This window comes from Nitrospirota bacterium, assembly GCA_016212215.1.
GTDB lineage: Bacteria > Nitrospirota > 9FT-COMBO-42-15 > HDB-SIOI813 > HDB-SIOI813 > JACRGV01.
The window spans coordinates 1-16261 of the sequence record JACRGV010000040.1; the positions used below are offsets into that span (position 1 = coordinate 1).

Consider the following 16261-nt stretch of genomic DNA (forward strand, 5'->3'; position numbering starts at 1 on the left):
AACACTACACTTTAAAATCATTATCCAGTATAAATATCACTCTGCTCAATCAGCAGAAAGTAAAGGGAGTGGTCTACCCATCTCCTGTTTTCGCCGTCCCAAAATTATCCTTTTTGGGGCAAAATAAATTATCCCCTACAACCTTACCACTTTTTATTTCTTCAACCCTCTTTTCTGCCTGCACTGCCCACAATTCGTCTATCTCTTTCTGAATGGGATTAAGGCTTCGGAGTAGTTTATCTACAAGTTGCGCCCTTATCTCGACTGGTAGCGAAACTGCTTCGTCAAAAAGTTCATTGGTCTTTATCATGTTTACCCCCACATAAATATTGTTTTATTTTAGCATATCATGTTTCACCGGTTGTAGATATATCTTTTGGCGTGGCATAACGCTGCGCGTCAGACATTGAATTACCACGTTTCATTACCCCATAACATACAGCCCCAAGGCATCCAACTCCATCTGCAATTCACCGGCAAACATCTCAATATCATTGGCCTGCACATAAAAATACAACCCCGGCCCATATCCTCCATAGCAGTTATTCCGCTGGTTTTGAATATCTATCCAGACCATTACGTCAAATAGGTTTGAAGGGTCAGAACTGCGAACGGACAGGTCTTATTATTATAAGTTCCCAGCAAAAAAACAACTCGATACCATCATCTGTTTACTGCTCTTTGAATACCTCAAACCCTTTCAGATAATCCTCAAACTCTATCGGAGATTCAATTCCGAGTTCTGCCAGATGGTCTATTGCCTCACTTATAGAAATATCAAGCTTCCCGGCAAGGGCTTCCAGTGAAAGTTTGCCATCCCTGTAATATTTGAACATGAGAAATTCCCACCCGTATTCAAGAAGCTCACGAGCTACAGTTGATTTATCTTTATGCTCAATTCTTGAGAGTTCTTCAAGTCTTTCAATGTCTCTATCTTTTAGTCTCATACTTATAACACCCATCAGTTTCCTCCTTTCAGACGTTTGGCAGCATCTTCAATTATTCTCTTACTGTAACGGCCATAGATTGATAGTCTTTCGAGCTTTTCAATGGCAATTGGAACTTCCAATTTATTGAAGGCTGTTAAATTCAAAAGAAAATGGATTGCAGTAGTAAATCTCTGACCCATCACTTTGCATGCCTTTATTGTTGGTCCATCATCTACAGCAATGGGACACTGAAGCATTATGGCAAGCCAGAGGGCTTCTGCCTCTCCGGCATCTATTCTGAAGTCTTGTTGAATTTTTTTAACCGCTCTTATATCTTTTCTCCTCTTTGTCTCTATCTTTTTTTCGTTTATAAGGGCAGAAATCAACAACGTATCCATGCCTTTTTTGGAAAGACATTCTGTCTTTACCTTTTCCGGAATAATAACATTTACCTCTTTGGTTATCTCCCTCAGAAGTTCTACCTTTGCAAGAAGTATTAGAGTAGATGCATCAAAGACAATCTGCATGTTTACAACATACTACAATCGTAATCTTTTAACAAGTTTTATACTCAGGTTTGTCAACCCAATTTAGAAAGGAGGAGAGGAGGAGGAGGGTCTTGAATTATTACTTTTTATTCCCCATTAAATGATAGGAGCAACCGGCAAGGCGTTTAGTAAGAAAATTTATGGAATATAATTTCTACTATCTCTTCTAATTCAAGCCCATCCGTATCAATAGATAAATCCGCCTCTGCATAAAATGGTTCACGGAAGGTCAGAAGTGTTTTTATTTTCTCAAGCGGGTCTTCTATGTTTAATAAAGGCCGATGTGTTTGTGAGCCTACCCTTTGGATGATTGTCTCAGGGGTTGCCTTGAGCCAGATTATAAGGCCGTTCTTTTTCAGATTGGCGATGTTGTCCTTATTAATTACTATTCCGCCGCCGGTTGATATGATGTGTCCTTGGAGATCGGAGAGTTCTCTTACAGTCTTTGCCTCAAGGTCCCTGAACCTTTCCTCGCCATCTTCACTGAAAATTGCTGATATGCTTTTCCCTTCATTCTTCTCTATCAGCGAATCAGTATCAATGAATTCATATCCTAGTCTTTTTGCAAGGAGCTTGCCGACTGCTGTTTTTCCGCTTCCCATAATACCGACTAAGACGATGTTTTTCCTCAAAAAAATTCCCTTCCTCTTCTCCCCTCCCGTCAAGGGAGGGGGGAAATATTGATTACTCTCCCCTTGAAGGGGAGGAATCTTTCTTTTCTAACTTCTTACCTCTCACTTCTTGCTTCTACCTTCAGCCTTCAGCCTGGTTTCTTACCTATACTTTCTTCACATACTCCATATACGCCAGATAATTCCTCTTCACTTCTTCTACTGAATCCCCGCCGAATTTTTCAAGGATTGCATTGGCCATCTCTATTGCTGTCATTGCCTCTCCTACTACGCTTGCGGCAGGAACGGCGCATATATCTGAGCGTTCGATTGATGCCTTAAAAGGTTTTTTTGTTTTTATGTCTACTGATTCAAGGGGTGCATAGAGCGTTGCAATCGGTTTCATGGCTGCCCTGAGAATTATATTTTCCCCGTTTGTAATTCCGCCCTCTATGCCTCCTGCCCGGTTGGTCTTTCTGTAAAATCTTTCAGCCTTTTTATCATAATATATGGGGTCATGAACTTCGGAGCCAGGCGTCCTTGCTGAATCAAAACCAAGCCCTACCTCAACACCTTTAATTGCCTGTATACTCATCAATGAATAGGCCAGCCTTGCATTTATCCGTTTGTCCCATTGGGAATAACTTCCAAGCCCAACCGGTGGATTTGTTATGATAACCTCGAAAATCCCTCCAACTGAATCTCCCTTTTTTCTGGCATTGTCAATCAGCTTTTTCATCTGTGTCTCAGCCTTTTTATCAATGCACCTGAGTTCAGAACTTTCTGCTATTTTCATGATAGCATTTGGAGGCAAGTCTTTTGGTTTTATCTTTATGTTTCCAAGCTCTACCACATGACTTATTATGTCTATCCCGAATAAATTAAGAAACTTTTTTGCAACCCCCCCTATTGCAACCCTCATGGCTGTCTCTCTTGCACTTGCCCTCTCAAGCACATTTCGTGTATCACTGTGAGAGTATTTTATAATTCCCTGGAGGTCGGCATGTCCGGGTCTTGGTTTTGTTTCAGCGTTCATAGAACCGGCTGATGTTGGGTCAGGAGACATCTTCTCAGACCAGTTTACCCAGTCCCTGTTTTTTATCAACAATCCAACAGGGCTTCCAAGTGTCTTTCCCCATCTAACACCGCATGTAATTTCAACTGAATCCTTCTCAATCCGCATCCTGCCGCCGCGTCCATAACCCATCTGTCTGCGGCTAAGGTCTTTATTTATATCATCCGCAGTCAGGTCCAAGCCTGATGGGATACCTTCTATTATCCCCATCAGGAGCTGCCCGTGGGATTCGCCGGCTGTAAGAAATCTAATCATCTAATACCTCAGATAGAAACAGGAATAATTTTAGGTGTGATGAATATCAGGAGTTCACTCTTGATGTTTGACTTCTGTGTGTTTCTGAATAGCCATCCCAGAAGCGGGATACGATACAATAATGGTACCCCGCCGACATTATCCACATCAGTGCTTTCAAATATTCCGCCGATTACTGTAGTCTCTCCATCTTTCACCAGAACCTCAGTAATGGCCTCTTTCTTGTTTATACTCGGAGTTCCCTCAACTACTAAAGAACCCTGCCTGTTTTTTGATATTTTAATGCTCATTGCAATGTGGCCGTCAGGGGTTACTTTTGGTGTAACTTTCAGTGTCATAGTAGCATCAATAAATTCTGTCTTTGTCCCTTCCTGTGATAAAGTTTTATAAGGAATTGCTTCACCCTGTTGTATCGTTGCCTCTTTGTTGTCCATAGTTGCAATCTTTGGTGCTGATAAAACCTTAGTTAAACCTTGTGATTCACCGGCAGACAATCTTATATCAAGGTTAAGAGAATCCGATTTACCGACAGTAAACCCAAGATTACCTTTTGGTCCTGCAAGACCTACAGCAGGCAGATTAACTGCAAAACCGGTGGCAGGTAAACCTATAGTTGAGCCGGATGGTCCGGAGATAATGCCTATATCGAAAGTACCTGGATTAGAATTATGAGCTACACCCCACTGAATACCGATGTCCCTTGCAAAGTTTGAGTCTGCCTGTACGATCCTCGCCTCAATCAATACCTGAGGAGTAGGGGTGTCAAGCATCTTCAGGAATTTCAATATCTCTTCATGCCTGTTTTTAATATCTTTAATAATAAGGGTATTCGTACGCTCATCAACCGTTACGTCTCCCCTTGGGCTGAGACTCCTTTTTACAGAATCGAGGATATCCTTTGCCTTTGCATAATTGACCGGGACGATCTTAGTCTCCATGTCCTCTGACCTGACCATTGCCTCCTTTGCCCTTGTCTCTTCATCCTGCCCCTGTGCTATGTTTGTCAGTGTGTCAATACGAAGGACATTGTCTTCATATACCTTCCCAAGGCCCTTTAATTTTAATACAACATCAAGGGCTTGGTCCCATGGTACCTCAGACATCCTGATTGTAAGCTTTCCCTTCACATTCTCACCGATTACCATGTTGAGTTTGCTTACCTCAGATAAGAGCCTAAGAACATTTATAATATCTGCATCCTGAAAATCGAGTGATACCTTCTTACCCGTAAATCTTGATGGAGTTGCAGACGAAGATGGAGGTTGTACCGGTGGTTGAGCCTTAACAGGAGCAGCCGCTGGAACAGGTAGATTAGTTGCCGGTGGTAAAGGAACTGATGCCGGCAGCGTAACAACTGCCGCAACTTTTGTAACAGTAGGAGGTGCGGCAACAGCAGGGGGATTTTTTGAAATCATGCTGACAGAAAAAGTCTTTTCTCCCTTATTAACATTGTATGTCACCTGTTCTTTAAGGTCAGCAACTATTCTAACTTTATGTTCAGGCGGGTTAGATTTGCCTACCCTGATCTGTGATATTAACTTGTTATCATCTACAGGCATGTTCTGAGAGATAATGGAATGATTGACATTCTTTACATCAATTACAAGCTTCTTATTTTCTACAATTGATGTCTCTGCATCAAATGGCCTGTCTGCTGTTACAATCAGTTCTGTCTTACCCTGCGATGAAACAACCTTAATATCTCTTATAAAATTGATATTGTCCGGACCGGATATTTCTTGCTGATCCTTTAATCCGGTATCAGCAGTCCCGATTAAAGACAATGCATCTCCAGAAGAGAAGTATCCCAAAGCTAAGACAATAAAAATATAAAAGAACACCTTTTTAAATCCGACATCAGACATATTCATCCACCACTCTCCTCTCTGCTGCGGAGACCCAAGACAGTCTTTTTAGAAACATTTTTTCCATAATAATCCGTATAACTTTCTTCAATTATTACAGAGTCACCTGTAATCTTCTTAACAACCCCGTTGTCCGGCCCGACCAATGTACCTTCCTTTATCACAAATCCCTTTCCATCAGGGGTCTCTATCATTGCAATGTAACCTTGCTGGCCCCATACAATACCTATCACCCTGAGTTCACTCAGGCTCCTCTGCTGGAGCGGCGTCAACCCTGCTTTCTTTTTTTCTTTGATGCCATATAGAAGAGATTTAAAAGGATCTCTCCTGCCGCGGTTATGATAACTATAAGCCTCCTTAGTATCTGTTCCTGCAGGCGAAAGAAGCGGATTCTCCGGTTGAGCAGGGAGAGGCTGATTTGAGACATTGCCTGAACGCTGTTTAGGTTGTTGCACAGGCGGTTTTCCTGCCTGTTCAGAACAGCCGTTTAAAGTCAGCAGTAAAATCAATATTACGATTACTCCCAATTTTCCCCTCATTTTATAACTGCTGTTTTTCCCTTATCTGTCTTTTCCTTATCAACAACAGCAAACGTTGTAGCAATAAATTTATTCTGTATGGCGGCCTTCCCTGCGGTGACTTTCACCCCCTCCATACTTACATTGCTTATATTCACTATCCGCGGCAGTTTGCTGACCCTGTCGAAGAATGTCCCCAACTCATGATAACCGCCTGATAACTCGACATCTACAGGGATTACTACATACAGCCCTGATGCATCATCTTTCCGTGGCCCTGGTTTCCATAATTTAACTTCAAGGCCTGATTCAACGCTCAGGTCGGAGATCTGTTTCAGGAGATTTGAGACCTCCTGTTCAGCAGGCAGTTGTGCCTGTAACTCCTTCAGTCTTGCCTGTAAAATCTGATTCTCAACTTTAAGCCGGTCAAGCCTCCTTAATTTAACCTCATTGATGGTTATCTGCCGGTTCAGGTCATCAACATTATTGCTCAGAATGTCAATCTGTCCCTTTTTGGGCATCACGATAAAGTATATAAACCCGCCTACAATAATTACAAACAAAAGTATTATTAAAAGAATCTTCTGAAAACGAGGCATATTTTCGAGTGAACTAAGATCCATTTTTATATCATTTCTTTTTATATTGAATCTATTTAAATTGTTTCTAGATTAACATTAAAAGTTAAACTAAAACTATACACAGGCACATTCGACTCTGTTATCTGTCGCGACTCTATAAGCTGTACGTTTGTAAATATTCCTGAACCCTTCAGATTATTAACATACTTTACTATGTCATCATTCGTCATTCCGGCACCTGTAAGATTCATGCCGCCTTCTCCCTCTTTAAGAGAAATTAACCAGACCCTATCCGGCAGCATACTACTGATTTCATCAAGTATATGAACAGGGCCTTTTTGGGTCTTTTTCAGCTTTTCTATTATCGCAATCTTTTCCTCATAAGACTTTTTATCCTTCTCGAAGTTCTCTACCTCTTTGACCTTTTCCTTCAGACCATTAAGTTTTACCTCAAGTGTCTGTTTGTCTTTTATAAGAGTTGTAATACTGCTGTTGAGCCTGTACCAGACTCCCCCTTCGATGAGTAAAACAACAACTACTGCAATTAATATTACAGTTATGTCAGGTTTAAACCCTACCTTTATTGTGAAGGGTTTCTTTACCTTTTTTCCCGGAAGAAGGTTTATTTTAATCATCTGTCATTTAACCTGCGTATGCCTAATCCCACTGCTACTGCTGCAAGCGGAGCCGCCTCAGCAATAAAGTTACTGTCCATTTCCGCCGGGATATTAATATGTTTGAATGGATTGACCTGCTCTATTGGAATACCGAGGTGTTCCTGCAAAAATGTATTTAAATTTTTCATCCTTGACGAACCGCCGCTCAGCATAAGTTTATCAATGTTCTCACTGCCGGATGATGTCTTGAAATAACCGAATGACCTCGTTATCTCACTTACGATTTCTGTGGACACGTTTTCAATAATTGTGTCTACTGCAAATGAATCAGCCCCTTCAACATTTTCTCCACGCTTTGCCTTTTCTGCATCCTCATAAGACAGGCCAAGCTCTTTTTGAATGGATTCCGTATATCTGTTGCCGCCGATAGAGACATCACGCATAAACGCAAACATCCCCTTTTGAAGTATATTTATGTTTGTAATACTTGCCCCGATGTTTATTAATGCAACAGTCTCAGCCTCTTTACGCTCCCCTTTACCTGCATAATTAATCTCATACATATTCTCAAGGGCAAATGAGTCAATGTCCACTATAACCGGTTTAAGGCCAGCCTCAATAACAAGGGAGGTGTACTCAGTTAGTTTGTCCTTCTTAACAGCGGCAAGTAACACATCAATCTGCGGTTTTCCATCAGGGTCAACAAAGCTGTTAAGTATCTGAAAGTCAATATCAACATCATTAATATCAAACGGGATATATTGTTCTGCCTCCCATTTTATGGATTCTGCCAGTTCATCTTCAGTCATCTGCGGAAGGCTGACCCTTTTAACAATAACCGCATGTCCTGATAATGATATTACAGCATCCTTTGCAGTTATTGCCTGTTCCTTTAATAAACCCTGTAGAGCCTCCACGCATCGCACCGAGTCCATAATAGTGCCGTCTACTATCATCTCAGGTTCCAGTGAGCACATCCCGAATTTTGACAGCCTGAACTGACCGTCTTCATCCTCAATCTGGATGACCTTTATTGAACTCGATCCTATATCAAGCCCGATTATTTCGGATTTCTTACGAAAAAACATATACTTTATCTTTTTCCCTTTGATTTAATAATGTTTTTTATCTCTGCAAGATTCTCGTCACTATATATACGCCAGTTTCTCCAGTCTCTCATAACATTGGTAATTTGTCCCTCACTCTCCCACCTGAAAAGTGTAGCCTTTGAAATATCAAATATCTCACAGACTTCCTGTGTATTGTATTTTTTGTTTTTTTTCATGCGCGGGATTAGAAGGTGTTAATACTATTTCATCGGATATATATTAACTATAGTTAATATACTTAATATATTTAATGGAGTCAATACGTTTAATGTAATAATATAAATATTATACTGCCTTTGCAAAGACCTTTACTTCCATACTCATATATCTTTTAACGGTAGCTCTGGCTGAAAAGAATTAGGCACTTATTCCCAGCGCCCTTTTCTAAAGGGGGGGACAGTTCAAAACAGACTCTCCTGAGTATCTGTAAAATCCTTTCCTCTTGATGACCCTGTCTTTTTATCTACAATAGTAAAGATATCAACATCTGATTTTTGTTTAAAGAATTCAATTCTAAGTGTGTCAAAATATAGTAATCTCCATGTCTCATTCTCAAAATGTTCCTTGAATAACGGCGATGTCATCTTCCTGATAAACTGGGCATCACGTTCCTCCGGCAGTACCATGAACTTATCAACATCTTTATTTACATTTGCCCCCCGCAGTAAGGCGCCTGTCATGTCAGTGATTGATTCAACCTCAAATACCGCCTTAATCTCCTGCCCCTTTATCCATAGAAGGTCAATGTTCTCGATCGTCTCCTGATTTACTGCATTATTAACCTTCAACTTCTTAACAGTCATATATTCCCTAAGGGGCTTACCTTTTGCAGCAGGCCCGCTGTCATTCTCATGCTGTTCCCGCTTACCTATCCATATATCGTACCCTTGTTTTTTGCCTATTAATGCAATAATCGTAAGCATTTCATTGTGCTGTTTTACACGCTGTTGAATCTCAGGCTTTAAGAGCCAGTATCCTCCGGAGACCTCTCTTGCATATATCTTCAGGGCATCTTTAATACTCGTAGAATCCGATGTGAGGGAGTTTGGAAACTCCGTGCTGACGGAATCCCACATCTCTGTAAATGTCACTTTCCCTTTCTGATTAAGCTTTCTGTAGACTGTCTGCTCTACCCTTTCTGTCAAAGGAATCTCATTAAGTCTTGGGACAATCGCAGTGTCTTTAAACCACCATAACATACCCTCAGCACCGCCTACTTTTGCAGGCAATAATATAAATTCTCTGTCAAGATGTCTTTTCAGTACAGTATTAATATCAAGCCCTGTACGGAGACTTCCAAAGAAACCGTTCCTTGCAAGCACAGGGTCTATATAATTTATAATAATCGTATACGGGGTAGGCTCCGCCCTTTCGGCAAGCAGTGCTATTGTTGTATCCGTCACGATATTTTCAAATCTGACCTCGTCTATTTCATCAGGCTGGATTACAGAAGGGTGGTCATAAAGTTTACAAAACCTTAAATAAAAATCCCCCTGAGCAGAACCAAAAGGATGGAGCAGTGATTTTGCAGACGGCCTTGCAAGCTCCTGATGGTGTATCTTCTGAAATTCAAAACCGGCAAATACACCCGCCCTTATTGTTGAATTACGAACTTTGAATGTGGGGTTATGGAATGTAACAGTAAGATAACGCCCATTGCGTAATATCTTAAACATCTTCTGGAAACTTGATGAAAGCAGTGAGTGATAGACGCTGAAATCCTTATGCTGACGTTCATTCCTGATAATCTCACTTGAAACCATATCATTTAGATAATCACCATTCCTCTTTAGCCACGCTGCCCACATATAAGTAAGCTCGCCGAATTGAATGGCTGCATCATAAGGAGGGTCAGTAAATATATAATCAACAGATCCATCAGGCATCTCCTGCATCAGATCAAGACATGAACCATTATAAATGAAAACATCCGCCTTCCCTGTGATTACCTGCTCATAAGAAGATGCAATCTTTATATTATTAAAGTATTTATTGGATTCAGCCTTCGCCTTTAATAGCCCCTGATGACCATTAATGGCACTATCAAACTTGTTCCACACATTTTGTTCCATATAAAAACCTGACGGATACCAGTAGCTGTGCTGTGTCCATGCTGAACTATAGGGTGTAAAATGTCCTGCCTCAGAGATCGGATTCATCTTTGAACAGAGATGACTCATCGAAGAAAACCCTATCTTTAAGAAATCCCTCAAACCCCTGTTCGGCTCTGCTTCTATGGCCTCCATAAGCCATGCAAGGGCCTGAAGATTCCTCTTGGTAAATAACTCATCAACTGATTCGTATTTTTGTTTCTCTTTAAAAGGCATGCCATCCGGATAATAGAGCGGGTTTGCCGGATACCATTCCTTAATCTTCTTTTTTTCTATCCTTTCGAGCAAGTCTTTATCATACCGCACAAGTTTGCAGTTTTTTTCCTGCCTGTCTCCACAGTGTGGACACGATTGATACCTGATTTCCCTGCATGCATTACCCTGCCAAATCGCACAGTCATAAACAATCTCCTTTTTACACTTCCGGCATACAGTAAGGTAGAGATTTTCAATCTTGTCCTTTACCTTTTCCTCTACCCTCTTGAATGCCTCATAAAGGGACTCTTCATTAACAGGCTTTATTGTGAGGCGGATAATCTCTGTTGAAATCGGGCTAAGGTCAGATACAATCGCCCTGCGGCCGTTTTTCAATGCCTCCATAGCAGTGATGCCGCTGCCTGCAAATGGGTCAAATACGATACCCCCTTCCGGGCAATATGTCCTTATAAACTCTCCCACTACATTCCATGTCTTTCTTGACCAGTATTTATGCCATAGATAAATGGCAGTGTGTGCAAGAGGCGGGATCTGGCGTTCTATATGTTTCTGTTGTTTAACTAAGGAGGAAGGAGAACCTTTACCACGTTCTACAGTCAATCTATTCCTTTTCATCCGAAAATCCCTTCCGGCGGGGTAAGAAAACCCCGCCTATCCATATCTACGAGGATAGGCGGGACTTTCTTGTCCCGCTGATTTTCATGCCCCTTTGTGAGCGCCCCGCTCATGAGGGTTCATCCGAAAATAACCCCATCCCCACCCTAACCCTCTCCCTGAGGGAGAGGGGGCTAAGTTTATTCCCTCCCCTTCAAGGGGAGGGTTAGGGTGGGGATGGGGTTATTTTCGGATGAATAAGGGATAAATGGCGTTCCAATATTGTAGTTAATAATACATATTTGTTCCGTTTATTTTCACTAAAAATTTATTATATTTACCTAAATCGGGCCTTTATCCAATTATTTCAATAAGTTACATATTCATAAACAACTTGGCAAGCCTTTTGAAATATATATTCTATAGAAAGGGGTATTTAATGGATAAAGAACGGCTTATAGTCATAGGAAACGGTATGGCAGGTGTTGCAACGGTTGAACAGGTTCTGACAAAGAGGCAGGATATGGAAATAACAATCTTTGGAAACGAACCTCATGTTAATTACAACCGAGTGCTCCTATCTTCTGTTCTTGCAGGAGAGATGCTGGAGGAAGAGATTATACTCAATAGTCGTGAATGGTATGAAAAGAATGGCATTACTTTACATAGCGGGGTCTCGGTATCAAAAATTGATGTTAAAGAAAAGACTTTGATTGCAAGCAACAGCGTGAAATTCTATTTTGATAAACTGCTGATAGCGACAGGTAGTGTTCCATTTATACCGCCGGTTAAAGGAATTTGGGTGGAGCAAGCCTCCCCTCCCCTTAATCCCCTCCCGCAAGGGGAGGGGAGATTAAAAGATTCATCTAAAAATAACTCCATCCCCACCCTGCCCCTCCCCTTGAAGGGGAGGGAATTGATTGAGGGCGTCTTTACCTTCCGAACCCTCGATGACACAACAGCCATGCTACAGTGGGCTAAGAAGAGCCGTAAGGCTATAGTAGTCGGCGGAGGGCTGCTTGGTATTGAGGCGGCTGTGGGACTGGTAAGCCAGGGTGTTGATGTAACAATAGTCCACCTGATGGACAGGCTGATGGAGATGCAGCTTGATCTGCAAGGTGCGGAAATCCTTAGGAAGGAACTGAGCAGGATGGGTATCCATACCCTTCTCAGCCATTGTGCAGAAGAGGTCATAGTTCATGACAACAGACTGGAGGGCATACGCTTCAACAATGGCAGGGCTTATGAGGCAGATATGATTGTAATTGCCGCAGGCATACGCCCGAACACCGTGCTTGCCAAAGATGCAGGCATAAAAACAAACAAGGGGATTATTGTAAATGACTATATGGAGACTGATATTAAGAACATTTTCTCAGTAGGTGAATGTGTGGAACACCGTGGAAAATTGTATGGTATTGTTGCCCCTCTGATGGAACAGGCAAGGGCCGCGGCAGATGCGATTGCCGGTAATTATTCTGTGCAATATGAGGGGTCAGTCACTGCAACAAGGCTGAAGGTTGCAGGGATACCTTTAGTATCTATGGGTAATTTTAAAGGCGGTACAGGTTGTGAAGAGATAGTCTACAGTGACCCTGCTGTATCAGTATATAAGAAACTCGTGGTATCAGGCGGGAGGCTGGTAGGTTCAATCCTTTTAGGGGACATTGACGGGTACAACAGGTATTCGGAATTGCTTCAGAATAAGGAGGATATTTCTTTACAAAGAAAGACACTACTGACCGGTGAGACACGGGCAATAAAATCAGTCGCCTCAATGCCTGACAGCACAACCATCTGCGGCTGTAAGGGTATAACCAAGGGGACTATTGTAAAGGCAATAGAGGAGTATGGTCTCACAAGTCTAAAAGAGGTGTCTGAAAAAACAACAGCATGCACCTCGTGTAAAGGATGCGCCCCTCAGATAGAGCAGATTCTTCAGGATACACTTGGTGGTGAATATGTAAGACAGGATATACAAAAGGTATTCTGTGACTGTATACCGATGACATGGGAAGATATTCGTAAAAATGTTATTACAGCCTCTCTCAAATCTGTAAGCGAGGTGCTTAGGGTACTTGGTAATGGCGTTGGATGTTCAAGTTGTAAACCCGGGATTAATTATATGCTTCAGGAGATTTTTCCTGATAACTATAAAAAGGAAGAAGACGCCCTTGTTGAAAATGACCGTTTCAATGCAAATATTCAAAAGGACGGCACATTCTCAGTAGTACCGCGTATGTACGGAGGTGTTACCACACCGGATCAGTTACGCCGGATTGCTGATGTGGCAGATAAATATGAAGTCCCGATGGTCAAGATTACCGGGGGGCAGAGGATAGATTTACTCGGAATCAAAGGAGAACTTCTCCCATCCGTCTGGGCTGACCTCGGCTATCCATCAGGCCACGCCTACACAAAGGCGGTCAGAACCGTCAAGACCTGTGTCGGTGAAACACTGTGCAGGTATGGTGTTCAGGATTCCATTGCACTCGGTATCAGGATGGAAAAACTCTATCAGGGTATACCCTGCCCCGGTAAGATTAAAATGGCAGTCTCCGGCTGTCCCAGGAACTGTTCAGAGACAACCATCAAAGATATAGGAGTAGTTGGAATACAAACAGGGTGGGAGATTTATGTCGGTGGAAACGGCGGGGTTAAGGTCAGAATCGCCGACCTTCTGACAGTCGTAGATACAATAGAAGAGGTCATAGATATTACAGGAATCTTTCTCCAGCACTACCGTGAAAACGCAAGATGGATGGAACGTACAAGCCAGTTTGTGGAGCGGGTTGGAATAGACCACATAAAAGAGGTAGTGATTGCGGACAGCCTTGGGATTGCAGACCGTTTGAGAAAGAGGATTAATGAGGTTGTGTCAGCATATAAGGATCCATGGGCAGCGGCAATGGCGGGGAGCAGGAGTTAGGAGAGGTAGATAGACTGAAGGCTGAAGACTGAAGTTAGAAGCAAGAAGTAAGAAACAAGAACAAACCACAAATCCCCCCTCCCCAAATTGAAAAGACAGGAGGGGGTCAGGACTTACACCCAACATAATTGTAGCATCAAAATTGTAGGCTATCATACACTTAAACTACATTATTGTCGTGCTATTAATCTTCGCTCATTCGGTGTATATCGGCAATAATTTCAAATCGGACATCAATATCCTATTTAATTCAAATAGTTATATCTATGAACATAACGCACTGGTTTCATTTAAATAATCTGGTACGACTCTTGAAAATATACTCCTTAATATTTAACAAAAAATAGGAGGAGAATAAAATGATTGATTCAATTGATGTCTTTAGTTTGTTAAAGGTAGTTTATGTAATCTATGTGGCTATCGTCTTTTCATTAATAGGAATGTTTACACTAGGGCTTACAGCAAAAAAGAAGATTAGCCCCGGGTTTACAATCCCCTTTTATGCATGGTTGACACTCCTAGTTTGTGTCGGTGTAGGTCTCCATTTGTATACATACCATAAAATCCCATGGGTTAAGTGGGACATCAGCAGAAATTCCATCAAGGTTGACAAACAATTCGATATCGCAATGGCTAATTATGAATATAAACTCCCTGAAAAACAGATGGTCATCCAGAAGGGTGATACGGTACGGTTCAATGTTGAATCAAAGGATTTAACTTATGGGTTCGGGCTATTCAGGGATGATGGGACAATGGTATTCCAGATGCAGGTAGTTCCGGGGCAAAAGAATGATCTGGTGTGGAAATTCGACAAGCCCGGTAATTTCTCTGTCCGGTCTACTGAATACTCCGGCCCAAGGGGTGCAGACCTTTTGGCAAAGAATGTAGTAACCGTTCTGCCTGAGCCGGCCGTAGCTCAGAATAACCGTACTATGTAAACAACAACAATGCTGAAACATAGCATCATATTTAAGGAGAAGAAATGTTACAGGTAGATCAGTTAACCCCTTTACAAAGATTATCCCTTCGTTTTGCAGTCGTATCATTATTATTTTATGGTCTGGCCATCCTCGAAGGCATAATAATGCGGGGACATCAGATAAATTATGATTTGATGACAACCCCACACTACTTTGCCGTAATGGAGGCCCATCCCATGGTGGGCATATTCGGGAGCAGTTTCATGCTTGCATTCGGGGCATTTTATTTTCTTGTGCCTACAGTTTTGAAAAAGTCCCTCTATAGCCACAGGCTCGCTGAATGGACTTGGATACTAATGTCAGTCGGTGTCGGCATTATCTGGATAAGCGCCTTTGTCTTCCGGTTCTCTGCCCTATACACAAACTACTGGCCGCTTCCTGTATCCAAAGAATTCTCCCCATTAGGTCTTGCTACCTTTGCCGTGGGAAACACTATCCTTATGGCCGGCGTATTAGCATTTTGCTATAACATCTTTGCAACAGTCTTCCATCAAAGGGAAGAGAAGAAACCTATCGGCCCGTTGCTATTATCTGCACTTGGAATAGACGGTTTTATAAATCTTTACCGCAGGATATTCAGGAAGGGTGTTGAAAAAGAACCTCTGATGCCTTTACCGATTGTGGCAATCTTCAGAGGGACCATTGACACCGTACTGGATGCCTTTGTCCTTGGCGGGATTTCCCTGATCTTCTTATACTACGCCATATATTCCTTATCAGGTACTACCCTCCCTACAAACTGGTTTGATGCATTGCTTTATAAAAATATATACTGGTGGGGGCTTGACCTGATTGCAGATGGATTGGTGCTGATCTATGTAGCAGGGACATGGTATCTATTGGCAACCATCATCTCCGGTAAGGAATTGTTCATGCGTAACATTGCCAGAGCAGCACTGCTTGTTGAACTTGTGGTCTCATGGAATGTGTGGGCACATCATCTCTTGTCTGACCAGGCCCAGCCGACTATCATGAAGATTATCTCAGGTGAAATGGTAACTGCATTTGAACTTGTTACAATGGGTATTGCCGTGTTTATTACTCTAAAGACATTGTGGTCGGCCCGTCCATTAAAGATGACACCGCAGTTGAAATTCCTGCTCGGCGGTATCTTCGGATTTTCACTGGGCGTGCCTGCCGGGATTATACAGGCAGACCTTGGTATGAACAGGATTTTACATACAGACCTCCTGACCTCGTGGAATTTGTTAAGATACCAGTTCGTAAACCAGTCGCAGATTTGTGCCCGGAAATACTGTTTCTGTTGAATTAAGTTCTTCACACAAATATAGTATGGACTCACTGCTCATGTGATTAGCC

16 protein-coding genes are annotated in these 16261 nt (G+C 42.1%); 3 read left to right on the forward strand and 13 right to left on the reverse strand.

Going from position 1 to position 16261, the window contains the following annotated elements; genetic code table 11:
• Window positions 1-73: 73 nt before the first annotated feature.
• The 13 genes from HZA08_03775 to HZA08_03835 all read right to left on the reverse strand — a co-directional run bounded on the left by HZA08_03775 (window position 74) and on the right by HZA08_03835 (window position 11050).
• The gene (locus tag HZA08_03775; protein ID MBI5192548.1) at window positions 74-307 is read right to left on the reverse strand and encodes an addiction module protein; all 234 of its coding nucleotides are present in this window, start codon (window positions 305-307) and stop codon (window positions 74-76) included.
• Between the two features lie 117 nt (window positions 308-424).
• The gene (locus HZA08_03780; protein MBI5192549.1) at window positions 425-577 is read right to left on the reverse strand and encodes a hypothetical protein; all 153 of its coding nucleotides are present in this window, start codon (window positions 575-577) and stop codon (window positions 425-427) included.
• A gap of 94 nt (window positions 578-671) precedes the next feature.
• Complete coding sequence (locus HZA08_03785) at window positions 672-962, reverse strand: hypothetical protein (GenBank protein ID MBI5192550.1); 291 nt, start codon at window positions 960-962, stop codon at window positions 672-674.
• A complete protein-coding gene (locus HZA08_03790) occupies window positions 962-1456 on the reverse strand; it encodes a hypothetical protein (protein ID MBI5192551.1) in 495 nt (164 codons plus the stop codon). The genes HZA08_03785 and HZA08_03790 overlap by 1 nt, the downstream gene beginning before the upstream one ends.
• 146 nt (window positions 1457-1602) lie before the next feature.
• Window positions 1603-2079: a shikimate kinase gene (locus HZA08_03795; GenBank protein ID MBI5192552.1), complete on the reverse strand. Its 477-nt coding sequence runs from the start codon at window positions 2077-2079 to the stop codon at window positions 1603-1605.
• 175 nt (window positions 2080-2254) lie between these two features.
• Window positions 2255-3418, reverse strand: coding sequence for a chorismate synthase (gene aroC / locus HZA08_03800; GenBank protein MBI5192553.1), 1164 nt, complete (start codon window positions 3416-3418; stop codon window positions 2255-2257).
• A gap of 8 nt (window positions 3419-3426) precedes the next feature.
• Window positions 3427-5289, reverse strand: a complete 1863-nt coding sequence (pilQ, locus tag HZA08_03805) for a type IV pilus secretin PilQ (protein MBI5192554.1) — start codon at window positions 5287-5289, stop codon at window positions 3427-3429.
• Window positions 5286-5810, reverse strand: coding sequence for a pilus assembly protein PilP (locus HZA08_03810; protein ID MBI5192555.1), 525 nt, complete (start codon window positions 5808-5810; stop codon window positions 5286-5288). Before HZA08_03810 ends, pilQ begins: the two co-directional genes overlap by 4 nt.
• An 8-nt stretch (window positions 5811-5818) precedes the next feature.
• Window positions 5819-6424, reverse strand: coding sequence for a type 4a pilus biogenesis protein PilO (gene pilO / locus HZA08_03815; GenBank protein MBI5192556.1), 606 nt, complete (start codon window positions 6422-6424; stop codon window positions 5819-5821).
• 32 nt (window positions 6425-6456) lie between these two features.
• A complete protein-coding gene (locus HZA08_03820) occupies window positions 6457-7017 on the reverse strand; it encodes a PilN domain-containing protein (GenBank protein ID MBI5192557.1) in 561 nt (186 codons plus the stop codon).
• Window positions 7014-8087 carry a type IV pilus assembly protein PilM gene (gene pilM / locus HZA08_03825; GenBank protein MBI5192558.1) on the reverse strand — a complete coding sequence of 358 codons (1074 nt, stop codon included), beginning with the start codon at window positions 8085-8087 and terminating at the stop codon, window positions 7014-7016. The genes HZA08_03820 and pilM overlap by 4 nt, the downstream gene beginning before the upstream one ends.
• Before the next feature lie 5 nt (window positions 8088-8092).
• Window positions 8093-8284: a MerR family transcriptional regulator gene (locus HZA08_03830; GenBank protein MBI5192559.1), complete on the reverse strand. Its 192-nt coding sequence runs from the start codon at window positions 8282-8284 to the stop codon at window positions 8093-8095.
• Window positions 8285-8509: 225 nt separating this feature from the next.
• A complete protein-coding gene (locus tag HZA08_03835) occupies window positions 8510-11050 on the reverse strand; it encodes a DNA adenine methylase (protein MBI5192560.1) in 2541 nt (846 codons plus the stop codon).
• 418 nt (window positions 11051-11468) lie between these two features.
• Between HZA08_03835 and HZA08_03840 the strand changes: the two genes are divergently transcribed.
• The 3 genes from HZA08_03840 (at window position 11469) to HZA08_03850 (ending at window position 16209) form a co-directional block, all read left to right on the forward strand.
• Window positions 11469-13958 carry an NAD(P)/FAD-dependent oxidoreductase gene (locus HZA08_03840; protein ID MBI5192561.1) on the forward strand — a complete coding sequence of 830 codons (2490 nt, stop codon included), beginning with the start codon at window positions 11469-11471 and terminating at the stop codon, window positions 13956-13958.
• 359 nt (window positions 13959-14317) lie between these two features.
• The gene (locus tag HZA08_03845; protein MBI5192562.1) at window positions 14318-14899 is read left to right on the forward strand and encodes a cytochrome C oxidase subunit II; all 582 of its coding nucleotides are present in this window, start codon (window positions 14318-14320) and stop codon (window positions 14897-14899) included.
• A gap of 44 nt (window positions 14900-14943) precedes the next feature.
• The gene (locus HZA08_03850) at window positions 14944-16209 is read left to right on the forward strand and encodes a cbb3-type cytochrome c oxidase subunit I (GenBank protein MBI5192563.1); all 1266 of its coding nucleotides are present in this window, start codon (window positions 14944-14946) and stop codon (window positions 16207-16209) included.
• The last annotated feature ends 52 nt before the right edge of the window (window positions 16210-16261 follow it).

Bases quoted from the DNA above. Each gene is read 5' to 3' on its own strand.
- HZA08_03780 (MBI5192549.1), bottom strand. From the start codon at position 577: ATGGTCTGGATAGATATTCAAAACCAGCGGAATAACTGCTATGGAGGA.
- HZA08_03785 (MBI5192550.1), bottom strand. From the start codon at position 962: ATGGGTGTTATAAGTATGAGACTAAAAGATAGAGACATTGAAAGACTT.
- HZA08_03790 (MBI5192551.1), bottom strand. From the start codon at position 1,456: ATGCAGATTGTCTTTGATGCATCTACTCTAATACTTCTTGCAAAGGTA.
- HZA08_03795 (MBI5192552.1), bottom strand. From the start codon at position 2,079: ATGGGAAGCGGAAAAACAGCAGTCGGCAAGCTCCTTGCAAAAAGACTA.
- aroC (MBI5192553.1), bottom strand. From the start codon at position 3,418: ATGATTAGATTTCTTACAGCCGGCGAATCCCACGGGCAGCTCCTGATG.
- pilQ (MBI5192554.1), bottom strand. From the start codon at position 5,289: ATGAATATGTCTGATGTCGGATTTAAAAAGGTGTTCTTTTATATTTTT.
- pilO (MBI5192556.1), bottom strand. From the start codon at position 6,424: ATGGATCTTAGTTCACTCGAAAATATGCCTCGTTTTCAGAAGATTCTT.
- HZA08_03820 (MBI5192557.1), bottom strand. From the start codon at position 7,017: ATGATTAAAATAAACCTTCTTCCGGGAAAAAAGGTAAAGAAACCCTTC.
- pilM (MBI5192558.1), bottom strand. From the start codon at position 8,087: ATGTTTTTTCGTAAGAAATCCGAAATAATCGGGCTTGATATAGGATCG.
- HZA08_03830 (MBI5192559.1), bottom strand. From the start codon at position 8,284: ATGAAAAAAAACAAAAAATACAATACACAGGAAGTCTGTGAGATATTT.
- HZA08_03835 (MBI5192560.1), bottom strand. From the start codon at position 11,050: ATGAAAAGGAATAGATTGACTGTAGAACGTGGTAAAGGTTCTCCTTCC.
- HZA08_03840 (MBI5192561.1), top strand. From the start codon at position 11,469: ATGGATAAAGAACGGCTTATAGTCATAGGAAACGGTATGGCAGGTGTT.
- HZA08_03845 (MBI5192562.1), top strand. From the start codon at position 14,318: ATGATTGATTCAATTGATGTCTTTAGTTTGTTAAAGGTAGTTTATGTA.
- HZA08_03850 (MBI5192563.1), top strand. From the start codon at position 14,944: ATGTTACAGGTAGATCAGTTAACCCCTTTACAAAGATTATCCCTTCGT.